Raw genomic sequence first — 11,184 nt, forward strand, 5'->3', positions numbered from 1 at the left:
CCTGGAACGCCCATCCGCCCCTACTGCCCCCGGGTCGCCATCTCGAACCAGACGACCTTCCCCGTGGACAGCCGCGTCGCCCCCCACCGCCGGGCCAGCCGGTTGACCAGGAACAGCCCGCGGCCGCCCTCGTCCGTGTCCCGGGCCCGGCGCTGCCGGGGCAGCTGCGGGGAGTCGTCGCCGACCTCGCAGCGCAGGACGTCGGTCCGCAGCAGCCGCAGCGTCACCGGCCGCTCCGCATACCGCACCGCGTTGGTGACCACCTCGCTGACCAGCAGCTCCACCTCGTCGGCCAGCTCCTCCAGACCCCACCGGTCCAGCGCCCGCCGGGCCAGCCTGCGGGCCCGGCGAGGGGCCGCGTCCTCCGGCTCCAGATACCAGTACGCCACATCGCTCGGCGCGATCCCGTCGAAGCGGGCGGCGAGCAGCGCGATGTCGTCGTCCCGGTCACCCGGGCCGAGCATGTCCAGCACGTCGTCGCAGAGCGCCTCCAGCGGCGGTGCGTGGTCCGGGCCGGTGAGCTGCGCGGTCGCCGCGAGGCGCTCCCGCAGCTGCTCGATGCCCGTCCACACGTCCCGCAGCCGTGACTCCACCAGGCCGTCGGTGTAGAGGAGCAGGGTGGCACCGGCGGGCGCGTCCAGCTCGACGGCCTCGAAGTCGACGCCGCCCACTCCGATGGGCGCGCCCGGCGGCACCACCAGCACCTCGGCCCGGCCGCCCAGGTGCAGCAGCACCGGCGGCGGGTGCCCGGCGTTGGCGATGGTGATCCGGTGCGCGACCGGGTCGTACACCGCGTACAGGCAGGTCGCCATGCGGTCGCTGCCCAGCCGCTGCGCCTGCTCGTCCAGGTGGTGCAGCACCTCCTGCGGCGGCAGGTCGAGCTGTGCCAGGGTCTGCGCCGTCGTCCGCAGCTGGCCCATGATCGCCGCCGAGGTCATGGAGTGGCCCATCACATCACCGACGACCAGCGCGACCCGGCTGCCCGGCAGCGGGATCGCGTCGTACCAGTCGCCGCCGACCCGGGCCGTCTCGGCCGCCGGGAGGTAGCGCGAGGCGAGCCGGACGCCGGTGGGCTGGGGGAGCGAGTCCGGGAGCATCGTGCGCTGGAGCTCGTCCGCGATGTAGGCCTCGCGCCCGTACAGCACGGCCTTGTCGATGCCGAGCGCGGTGTGCGTCGCCAGCTGCGCCGCGACCAAAAGGTCACTGGCCTCGAACGGGGCCCGCTCGGTGCCGCGTACGAAGACCGCCGCCCCGATCACCCGCCGCCTGCCGCGCAGCGGGGCGAGGATCGCCCGGTGCCCGGTGGGGACGCCGCGGCCGGGGCCCAGCAGCTCGGGCAGGGCGGCACGCGCCGCAGCGGAGTCGCCGAAGACCGGCCGCACCCCGCGCAGCACCTCCGCCAGCGCCCCGCCCGCCCGCACCTCGCACAGCTCGGCCGCGGGCATCAGGTCGGCCTGCGGGTCGATGACGATCGGCCGCAGCCGTTCCGTCTCCGGGCCCGCCTCGCTCTCCTCGTCGCTTAAACGCAGCCGGTCGCTGCGGCGCAGCCGCAGGACGAACGGGCTCACCGGGCGTTCGTCCCCGACCGGCAGCGGATCGCGCAGATAGACCAGGATCGCGTCGGAGAACGTCGGCACACTGGCCCGGCACAGGCCGAGGACGATCTCGTCCAGGTCTATGCCCCGGGCGATCCGCCGGGTGGCCGCGCCGACGAAGCGCAGCCGGTCGCCCTCGCGGCGGGTGGCCGCCTGCGCGTCCGCGACGGCGGCCGCTCCGGGACCGGGGGCGGGCGCGGCGGCCGGGCCCGGGATCGCGGCAGCGGCGGCCGCCGCCGCGGCGTCCTGCTGCCGGGGCCGGGTGCGCTCCTGCTGCCGGGCCGCGAGCGGCTGCCGGCCTTCGTGGGAGGTGGGGTGCTCCGTCACGCGTGGGATTCCGTCCGTCCGGGCCGGTTGTATGAGGCAGTCACCTCGTGGGGCGTTACTGTGCCCCGGCAAGCGCGGTAAGAACAACGGCTGTCACCGGATGCCCCCATACGGGGGGCCGAAACCGAGCGCCGCGGAGTTGGCCGACGGGCGATCCCTCCGGCGGCGGCCGCGGTGGCGGGGCAGCGGACGGCGTGCATGTCTCCACCCCCTCGTAGTGGTCCCGGCGACCGCGCGGAACGTCCGGGTCCGTGGCCCGTTCCCTCCGTGCGACCGGTGCGATGACTTGTGGTCAGTTCCGGTGTGGTGTCCGCCGGTTGCGGCGTCCGGCCCTGTGCGGGCCCGGTCCTGCCCACCGGGCCGCCCGAAGGCTGCTTCCAGGGTCTCACGACGGCATATGGGCGGGGGTGCGGTCCCAGTCATCCGGCAGGGGCGGCACCTGCCACCGCGGATCGGGCCGCCAGTGCTCCCAGCCGTCCCGGAACGGCGAGCCCCAGCCCGTGATCACCTCGACCGCCGCCCGGCCCGCCTCCCGGACCCGGGCGGCGGTCTCCCGGTCCATCAGGCCGACGCTCTGCGCCTGGGCGAACTCGTCCTCGTCGAGCCACCGCCAGCTGCGGTCGGGGTTCACCGAGATGTCGAGAAAGTGATCCTCGGAATCCACCCCTCCGGACCACCGGGTGCGGGGCTCCTCCAGGTTCACGTACCAGTTGCGGAAGATCCATCCCCGGTCCCAGAACAGCCACACCGACCACGGGTCACCGGGCCGGGCGAGCTTCAGCACCCCGGAGCCGAACCAGGTCGAACGGGCCGTGGTGCGCGGCGCGGTGTAGCGGGTGGCCAGTGGTTCGGCGTGCACCTGCCCGCCGTCGGCCAGCACCGGCCGTACGCATTCGGTGCCGGGCGCCATCCAGACGGCGAGCAGCTCGTCGGTGTCCTGGACGACGGTCACCGGGCGGCAGATATGCACGGGCGGGGCGTCAGCCGCCCGGTGGGCCCGGCCGTTGTCGCGGTAGCGCCAGAGGATCTGGTCCCCCGGCGCCCAGCGTGCGCACTCTCCCATACCTGTCATCTTTTCCTCCTGTGTGGATACCTCGTGCCTTGGCTCGGGGAGGAAGCACAGCTCCTGCGGAGCAGGGCAGCGGGCGAGGTGCGTCCGCCGGGTGAAAGGTCGTGCTCTGACCCGCGGGTTGATCTTAATTCGCGGCGTCGCTGGTTTGTGAGCGTGTGAACCAGGTGAAGCGGGCGTTCAAATACCGCTTCCGTCCGGCCGATGCGCAGGCGGCGGAGCTGTCGCGCACGTTCGGGTGCGTTCGGAAGGTCTGCAACCTGGCGCTCGCCGCACGGCCCGAGGCGTGGACGCTCCGTCAGGAGCGGGTCAACGACAACGCCGCCTCCGCGATGCTCACCTCGTGGCAGATGACCGAGGAACTGGCTTACCTGTCCGAGGTGTCGTCGGTGCCGTCGCAGCAGACGCTGCGGCGTCTGCGAGGCGCGTTCGGGAACTTCTGGCAGAAGCGGGCCGGGTACCCGACCTTCAGGTCGAAGAAGAAGTCCCGCCGGTCCGCCGAGTACACCACCAGCGGTTTCCGCTACCGGGACGGCAGGCTCACCCTCGCGAAGATGCGGGAACCGCTCGACGTCGTGTGGTCCCGGCCCCTTCCCGAAGGTGCGACGCCGTTCACCGTGACCGTGTCGCAGGACGCGACCGGGCGTTGGTCGGTCTCGATGCTGTGCGACGACATCCCCGCACCGATGCCCGGGACCACCAACACGGTCGGGACCGACGCCGGGATCACCAGCCTGTGCCCCACGGCGCGAGCCGTAGGACTCCCCCTCCATTCAGGAGGGGGAGGATGTCAAGGAGAGATCCTACGGAGAGGTGGCGAGGGGACCCGCTGCGGCAAGGGTCACCCAGAGGGTGTCACCGGGCCCCCCGCCCGGCGCTCACGGCCGCGTCATCCGCAGTACGTCCAGCGCCTCGTCGAGTTGCTCCGTCGTCAGGTCGCCGCGCTCCACATAGCCCGAGGCCAGGACCGTCTCACGGATCGTCGTCCCGTCCTTGAGGGACTTCTTGGCGACCTTCGCCGCCTCCTCGTAGCCGATGTACTTGTTGAGGGGGGTGACCACGGAGGGCGAGGACTCGGCGTAGGCGCGGGCCCGTTCGGCGTCCGCGGTGATGCCGTCGACCGTGCGGTCCGCGAGCAGCCGGGAGGCGTTGGCCAGCAGCCGTACGGACTCCAGCAGGTTCTTCGCGATGACCGGGAGCATCACGTTCAGCTCGAAGTTGCCCGCCGCGCCGGCCGTGGCGACCGTCGTGTCGTTGCCGGTGACCTGGGCGGCGACCATCAGGACCGCCTCGGGGATCACCGGGTTGACCTTGCCCGGCATGATCGAGGAGCCGGGCTGGAGGTCGGGCAGCGCGATCTCGGCGAGACCGGTGCGCGGGCCCGAGGCCATCCAGCGCAGATCGTTGGAGATCTTGGTCAGTGAGACGGCGATCGTCCGGAGCTGGCCGGAGGTCTCCACGAGTCCGTCCCGTGCGCCCTGCGCCTCGAAGTGGTCGCGGGCCTCGGTGAGCGGGAGCCCGGTGGCGCCCGCGACCTCCGCGATCACGGCGGCCGAGAAGCCCGGCGGGGTGTTGATGCCGGTGCCCACCGCCGTACCGCCGAGCGGCAGTTCGGCGAGCCGGGGCAGCGAGGCGCGCAGCCGCTCCACGCCGTAGCGGATCTGTGCCGCGTAGCCGCCGAACTCCTGGCCGAGGGTGACCGGGGTCGCGTCCATCAGATGCGTACGGCCCGCCTTCACGACCTCCGAGAATTCGGCCGATTTCCGCCCCAGGGATTCCGCCAGGTGGTCCAGGGCGGGGATCAGGTCGGCGGTGACGGCGGCGGTCGCGGCGATGTGGATGGAGGACGGGAAGACGTCGTTGGACGACTGGGAGGCGTTCACATGGTCGTTGGGGTGGACCTCGCGGCCCAGCCGCTCGGAGGCGAGGGTGGCGATCACCTCGTTGGTGTTCATGTTCGAGGAGGTGCCCGAGCCCGTCTGGAAGACGTCGACCGGGAAGTGCTCGTCCCAGCGGCCCGAGGCGACCTCGGCGGCCGCCTCCTGGATCGCGGCCGCGATGTCCGGATCCAGCACCTCCAGTTCGGCGTTGACCTTGGCGGCCGCACCCTTGATCCGGGCCAGCGCCTCGATGTGCGCCCGCTCAAGACGCTGTCCGGAGACCGGGAAGTTCTCCACGGCCCGCTGGGTCTGCGCGCGCCACTTGGCGTGTGCGGGGACCTTCACCTCGCCCATCGAGTCGTGTTCGATCCGGAAACCGTCGGTACCTGACATGTCGACCATGGTGTTTAAACCTCCTGAAAAAGATGAGCACTTGTCTTGTTCTATCTATTCCCAAGTCGCCTACCGGCCAGTAAATACCGGGGGTAACCACTCACCGGGAGGCGCAATGAGGCGCACCAGCAACAGACTTCGAAGGCTCGGAAGCCTTCGCCGGCTCCGCTGTACGGTCGCCGCCGCCGTCGCTCTCGCGGCCGCGGTCGGCGGTATGGCGGCCGCCGGGCCCGCGGGCGCGGCGGAGTCGGGTACCAGCTCTATCGCATCCACCCCTCTCCCGCCCGCGCTGGAAGCCGTCCGGGCCGCCGAGGCCACCCAGCTGTACGGCAGCCCCGCCGAACGGCCACTCGCCGACCGCAAGACCGGCCTGATCTCGCTCGGCGACAGCGAGATCTCCGGCGAGGGCGTCGGCACCTACGACCCCGGCACCAACGGGCCGGACAACTGGTGCCACCGCTCGCCGGAGGCCGCCATCCACCGCACGGGCATCGCGGCGGACGTCACGTACAACGTCTCCTGCTCCGGCGCCTATACCGGGAACATCAGAATCGGCGGAAACAAGCAGTACGCCGACGAGCTGGTCCAGAGCGACAGCCTCGCCATCAAGGCCCGCAACACCCGGATCAAGATGATCGTCCTGGTCGCCGGGGCCAACGACGACCTCCAGTTCGGCCCGGTCATGACCGACTGCGTGGTCCGCTACCTCACCCTCCAGGGCCCCTGCGAGCCCAAGTACGCGAGCGGCTGGCAGGCCCGCGTCGACGCGCTCGTCCCCAAGGTCGAGGCGACCGTCCGCGACCTGCGCACCGTCATGACGGAGGCCGGGTACGCCAACAGCGACTACAAGCTCGTCCTCATGGGCTACCCGAGCCCGATCGGCCCGGACTTCCGCGACAACCCGGACTTCCCCGGCAAGCTCATCTGCGGCGGCATGGGCTACGACTCCGACACCGTCTGGGGCCGCAACACCGCCGTACCCGCCTTCCAGACGGGGATGCGCAAGGCCGCCGCGTCCACCGGCGCCGCCTACCTCGACAACTCCCGGCTCTTCCACGGCCACGAGGTGTGCAGCGAGAGCCCCTGGGCGCGCGGCCTCTACATCGACCTGAGCAAGCCCGGCCTGCCCGACGAGAACTCCGTACGGCAGTCCTTCCACCCCAACGCGGCGGGCCACCGGGCCTTCGCCTCCTGCCTGACCCAGATGTACGACTCCGGGCTGCGCGAGGCGAGCTGCGCCGACCCGGCGAGCACGGGGAACCCGGTGCTCCAGGGCGCGGCCTGGGACGACCTGTTCAGCCCGCTGACGAACGAGGCGACCGGCACCTGTGTCGACGTCCCGGCCTCGGTGACCCGCAACGGGACCGCGATCGGCGGCTGGGACTGCCACGGCGGCCGCAACCAGAGCTGGTGGTACGACGGCGGCACGCAGACCCTGCGTACCGCGCTCAGCCACGACCGGTGCCTGGACGTGCCCGGCGCGGAGTACGACGCGGGCGCCACGCTCATCGTGTGGAACTGCTCCGGCGCGGCCAACCAGAAGTTCGTCCAGCAGGCGGGCACCCTCCGCCCGGCCGCGGCGACCGGCCTGTGTCTGACGCTGGCGGGGGCCAAGGACCCGCTGAAGCTCCAGACGTGCGACGGCAGCGCGAAGCAGCGATTCGCGTAGTGACGGCGTGCGTCACGGCGTGAGCGGGGGCGGTCGCCGTGCTGCGGCCGCCCCCGTGCCAGGTCACGGCTCCCGCGCCAGCGCGTCCGACAGCGCCCCGAGCGTCGGGGTCAGATACAGCTGCCGCAGCCGCACACCGGGCAGCCCGCGCTGCCGGGCGAGCGTGCCGATCCGGATCGCGTACAGCGAGTTGCCGCCCAGGTCCCAGAAGTTGTCGTCCCGGCCGACCTGCTCGACGCCCAGCACCTCCTGCCAGACGGCGGCGAGGGCGGCCGTGGGGCCGCTCTCGCGGGACGCTTCGTGAGGTGCCGCGGGCGGGGCCCGGTGGGCGGCGGGCGCGGGCAGCCGGGCCTGGTCCAGCTTGCCGTTCGCGGTGAGGGGGAGCGCGGCCAGGACGGTCACCGTCGCGGGCACCATGTGCGCGGGCAGCAGCCGTGCCGCCCGCTCCCGCACGGGCCCGGGGTCCTCGCCCGCGCCCGGCGCCGGGACCACGTACGCGTCGATCCGGACCGCCGCCGCGTCCCCCTCCTCGCCGCCGGTGACCCGGACCGCCGCCGCCGACACCGCCGGGTCCTCCAGCAGGACGTGGCGGATCTCCCCGGGCTCGATCCGGAAGCCCCGCACCTTCACCTGGTCATCCATCCGGCCCAGATGCTCCAGGGTCCCGTCGGCCAGCAGCCGCCCCAGGTCGCCGCTGCGGTAGAGGCGCCGCCCCGCCGGGTCCGCGGGGTCGGGCACGAAGCGTTCGGCGGTGAGCGAGGGCCGGTCCAGGTAGCCCAGCGCCACGCCCGCCCCGCCCACGTGGATCTCCCCGGGAGCGCCCGGCGGCACGGGCCGCCCGCACGCGTCCAGGACCCGGACCGACCAGCCGGGCAGCGGCCGCCCCACCGACCGGGAGCCGTCGAGGGCCTGACGGCGGGTCACCGTGGTGGCGGTGGCATGGACGGTGGTCTCGGTGATCCCGTACATGTTGACCAGGCGGCAGCGGTCCTCGGGGTGCCGGTCGAACCAGTCCAGCAGCGGACGGGCGTCCAGCGGTTCGCCGCCGAGCACCACCAGCCGGACGGCGACCGCCGCCCGCGAGGCCCGGTCGGCCGCCGCGAGCTGGGTGAACGCCGACGGAGTCTGGCTCAGCACGCTCACCCGCTCCCGTACCAGCAGGGCGTGGAAGTCCTCCGGCGAGCGGCTGGTCCAGTGGTCCACGACCACCAGCCGCCCGCCGGTCAGCAGCGCGCCCCAGATCTCCCACACCGAGAAGTCGAACGCGGCCGAGTGGAAGCACGTCCAGGTGCCGTCGGGGGAGAGGCCGAAGTCGTCGCGGACGGCGTCGACCAGGGCCGTGACGTTGGCGTGCGGGACGAGGACCCCCTTGGGCCGGCCGGTCGACCCCGAGGTGTGGATGACGTAGGCGGGGGAGGCGGCCGCCCGCCTGTCCGCGGCGGGCCGGGGCGGGTGGCCGGTGAGGGCGGCCGGGTCCTCCACGGTCAGCCGCAGCCCCGCGTCCCGCGCGGTGCGCTCCCGCCGGTCCGCCGGATGCTCCGGATCGAGCGGTACGTACACCGCGTCCGCCTTCAGCACCGCGAGCATCGCCGCCACCAGGTCCGTCGAGCGGGGCAGGCAGAGGCCGACGAGATCGCCCGGCCGGACGCCGTGCGCGTGCAGCCCGTCGGCCAACACCTCGGCGCGGGCGTCGAGTTGGGCGTAGGTCAGGGTGGCGGCGCCGCTCGTGAGAGCGGGCGCGTCGGGGTGGGCGGCGACCTGCGCGGCGAAGGCGGCGTCGATGCGGAGCGGAGCGGGGCGCTCGGCGGAACCGGGTGCGCCCAGGGCGAGTCGGGCCGCGCTTTCCGCCGCGCTGAGCGGATCGAGCGCGGAGAGCCGCATGTCGGGCGGTGCGGTCGCCAACTGTTCCCGTACGTGCATCACTTGATGCGCCGGTACGGGCAGCCGGCCCGGTCCGGCCGGCAGGGTGACGGCCCCGCCCCCGGCATCCGCCACCAGACGCAGGGCGGGCGGCTCCTCGCCCTCGGCCAGGGGGGCGGCCGGTCCGGTGGCGAGCAGGTCCCCGACCGTACGGCCGGGGGACAGGTCCGCCGTGAACACCGCGTACCCGTCGAGTGCGCCCAGCGCGTACGGGGGCCGGTCCTTCGCCGGAACGGGAACGGCGACCCGCACCGAGGACACGCCCGTGTACCGCCCGGCCGTCACCGCGAGGGCCGCCGCCAGCCGCCGGGTCGCGTCGTCCAGGCGGGGGTCCGGGGGGAGCGGCCCGTCGAGCGCGGTGACCGTGTCCGGGGCCAGTTCGCCCCGCAGCACCCGGGCGACCAGCCGCAGCGAGTGGGCGTCGAGCGCGGCGGCGTCGGCGGTCAGGACGAGGTCGGGGCGGTGTCCGTGCTCCCCGTCCGCGTACCGCAGCAGCACCGCGCGCAGCCGGTGGCCCGGGGCGACCGGACGGCTCGCCTCGGCCGCGCGGCGGCGGGCGGCCGCGTCCGATCCGGCCGGGGCGGGCACCGCCTCGGGCCACAGCCGGGGGCGGCGGCGATCGCCGGGCCACCACAGCCCGGCGGCGGCCGTGAGGGCGGCGGCGAGCTCGGCGTTTGTGGCGGCCGCGGGCAGAGCGACGGTCAGGGTGTGGTGGGTGGGCGGCACGTGCACGGCTCCTCGGGGTGCGGGGGAGGGGACGGAGAGGTCAGCGGGCGGAGAAGCCGCCGTCCACGGTGACCACGCTGCCGGTCACCTGGCGGGACTCGTCCGAGGCCAGCCAGAGCGCCGCGGCCGCCACATCGCCCGGCTCGACCAGCGCGTTCATCGGCTGGTCCCGGACGAAGGTCTCCTCGTGCTCACCCACCGGCACCTCCAGCGAGCGGGCGATCTCCGCCAGCATCCGGCCCTCCATCGCCGCGTCGTCCCGTACCGAGCCCGGACACACGGCGTTGACCCGGACCTTGCGCGGCGCGTAGTCCAGGGCCACCGCCTTCGTGAGGCCGACCAGACCGTGCTTGGCCGCCACGTACCCCGCGAAGTGCCGGTAGCCCACCAGCCCCGCCGTCGAGGCGATGTTGACGATCGAACCGGACCCCTGAGCGGCCATCCGGCCGCCCACCGCCCGGATCGCCCGCCAGGCACCGCTCAGGTCCACGTCGATCATCAGCTGCCACTCGGCCTCGCCGATCTCGTGCGCCGGGCGGCCCGAAGGGGCTGCGATCCCCGCGTTGTTGACCAGGACGTCGATCCGCCCGAAGCGCTCCTCGGCCGCGTCCGCCGCCTCCTGGAGCGCCGCCAGGTCCCGGACGTCGGCCTGCCGGGTCAGCACGGCGGACCCGGCCTCGCGGCAGAGGTCCGCGGTGTGCGCGAGCTGGGAGGCGGAGCCGAGCGGATACGGCACCCCGGGCAGCTCGCCCGCCACGTCCAGCAGGAGCAGGTCGGCGTCCTCGCGGGCGAACGCCAGCGCACAGGCCCGGCCGAGACCGCGCGCCGCACCCGTGATCAGCGCCGTCCGCCCGGCGAGCCGCCCCCCGCCGCCCGTCATCGGCCGCGCGCCGCGCGCACCTCGGCGGCGACCAGCTCCAGCAGCGCGCCCGGCCGCTCGGTGAGATACATGTGCCCGCCGTCCAGCTCGGCCACGGTCAGCTTCCCCGTGGTCGCCCGGCCACACTCGGCCGCCTGCGCCGCCCCGACGAGGGCGTCCTCCCGGCCCCGGACCGAGACGACCGGCGCCCCCAGCGGCCGGTCGCAGGACGGGGTGTACGACTCGTGGAGCCGGACGTCCGCCCGGAGCGTCGGCAGCAGCAGCTCCCGCATCTCCGGGACCTCCAGCGCCGGGTGGTCGTACCCGGCGAACTCCCGTACCCGGACCGCGAACTCCTCGTCCGGCAGATCGCCCGCCCGGTCCGTGCGCGGCGTCCAGGGGCCGGGCGAGCCGCTGACGACGAGGGCGTCCAGGCGGGGGGCCGCGGCCGACCGCTCGATGCGGTGCGCCAGTTCGTACGCGAGGACCGCGCCCATGCTGTGCCCGAACAGGACGACCGGGCCGCCCGCCTCGCCCAGCTCCGCCGTCACCTGCGCGAACGCGTCGTCCACGGCCGGGGCCGCCGAGGTGTACGCGGGCTCGGGGAACCGCTTCTCACGGCCCGGCAGGGAGAGCGGGAGGACGCGCAGTCCCTCCGGCGCCGCCGCCTGCCAGGGCGTGAAGACGGAGGGACCCGCCCCGGCGAAGGGCAGGCAGATGAGGACGGTCTCTTCGTCGGCCACGGT

At 74.0% G+C, this 11,184-nt stretch carries 7 protein-coding genes and 1 pseudogene; 2 read left to right on the forward strand and 6 right to left on the reverse strand.

Translation table 11 applies throughout. From position 1 onward, the window contains the following. Positions 1-20 precede the first annotated feature (20 nt). Positions 21-1,922, reverse strand: a complete 1,902-nt coding sequence (locus ACZ5WC_RS07610) for a SpoIIE family protein phosphatase (protein WP_468539918.1) — start codon at positions 1,920-1,922, stop codon at positions 21-23. A 385-nt stretch (positions 1,923-2,307) separates the two neighbouring features. Beyond that, the gene (gene fomD / locus ACZ5WC_RS07615; RefSeq protein ID WP_468539919.1) at positions 2,308-2,994 is read right to left on the reverse strand and encodes a cytidylyl-2-hydroxypropylphosphonate hydrolase; all 687 of its coding nucleotides are present in this window, start codon (positions 2,992-2,994) and stop codon (positions 2,308-2,310) included. A gap of 155 nt (positions 2,995-3,149) precedes the next feature. Here fomD and ACZ5WC_RS07620 point away from each other — a divergent pair. Beyond that, a pseudogene (locus ACZ5WC_RS07620) lies at positions 3,150-3,764 on the forward strand (RNA-guided endonuclease InsQ/TnpB family protein); the annotation flags it as partial. Positions 3,765-3,869: 105 nt separating this feature from the next. Here the strand turns inward: ACZ5WC_RS07620 and ACZ5WC_RS07625 are convergent. Beyond that, positions 3,870-5,273: a class II fumarate hydratase gene (locus ACZ5WC_RS07625; RefSeq protein ID WP_468539920.1), complete on the reverse strand. Its 1,404-nt coding sequence runs from the start codon at positions 5,271-5,273 to the stop codon at positions 3,870-3,872. Between the two features lie 106 nt (positions 5,274-5,379). Between ACZ5WC_RS07625 and ACZ5WC_RS07630 the strand changes: the two genes are divergently transcribed. Further along, positions 5,380-6,933 (forward strand): ricin-type beta-trefoil lectin domain protein, encoded by a 1,554-nt coding sequence (locus ACZ5WC_RS07630; protein ID WP_468539921.1) that lies wholly within the window; start codon positions 5,380-5,382, stop codon positions 6,931-6,933. A 63-nt stretch (positions 6,934-6,996) separates the two neighbouring features. Here the strand turns inward: ACZ5WC_RS07630 and ACZ5WC_RS07635 are convergent, their stop codons facing one another. Genes ACZ5WC_RS07635 through ACZ5WC_RS07645 form a run of 3 tightly spaced genes read right to left on the reverse strand, consistent with a single transcriptional unit; the run spans position 6,997 to position 11,181 of the window. Beyond that, positions 6,997-9,579, reverse strand: a complete 2,583-nt coding sequence (locus tag ACZ5WC_RS07635) for a non-ribosomal peptide synthetase (protein WP_468539922.1) — start codon at positions 9,577-9,579, stop codon at positions 6,997-6,999. Between the two features lie 40 nt (positions 9,580-9,619). Beyond that, positions 9,620-10,459 (reverse strand): SDR family oxidoreductase, encoded by an 840-nt coding sequence (locus tag ACZ5WC_RS07640; protein ID WP_468539923.1) that lies wholly within the window; start codon positions 10,457-10,459, stop codon positions 9,620-9,622. Next, positions 10,456-11,181, reverse strand: coding sequence for a thioesterase II family protein (locus ACZ5WC_RS07645; RefSeq protein ID WP_468539924.1), 726 nt, complete (start codon positions 11,179-11,181; stop codon positions 10,456-10,458). The genes ACZ5WC_RS07640 and ACZ5WC_RS07645 overlap by 4 nt, the downstream gene beginning before the upstream one ends. Positions 11,182-11,184: the final 3 nt, after the last annotated feature.

Source organism: Streptomyces sp. NPDC033165 (assembly GCF_055577965.1).

What these genes read in the sequence shown, in the direction of transcription:
- fomD (WP_468539919.1), bottom strand. Translation starts at nt 2,994, where the DNA reads ATGACAGGTATGGGAGAGTGCGCACGCTGGGCGCCGGGGGACCAGATC.
- ACZ5WC_RS07625 (WP_468539920.1), bottom strand. Translation starts at nt 5,273, where the DNA reads ATGGTCGACATGTCAGGTACCGACGGTTTCCGGATCGAACACGACTCG.
- ACZ5WC_RS07630 (WP_468539921.1), top strand. Translation starts at nt 5,380, where the DNA reads ATGAGGCGCACCAGCAACAGACTTCGAAGGCTCGGAAGCCTTCGCCGG.
- ACZ5WC_RS07640 (WP_468539923.1), bottom strand. Translation starts at nt 10,459, where the DNA reads ATGACGGGCGGCGGGGGGCGGCTCGCCGGGCGGACGGCGCTGATCACG.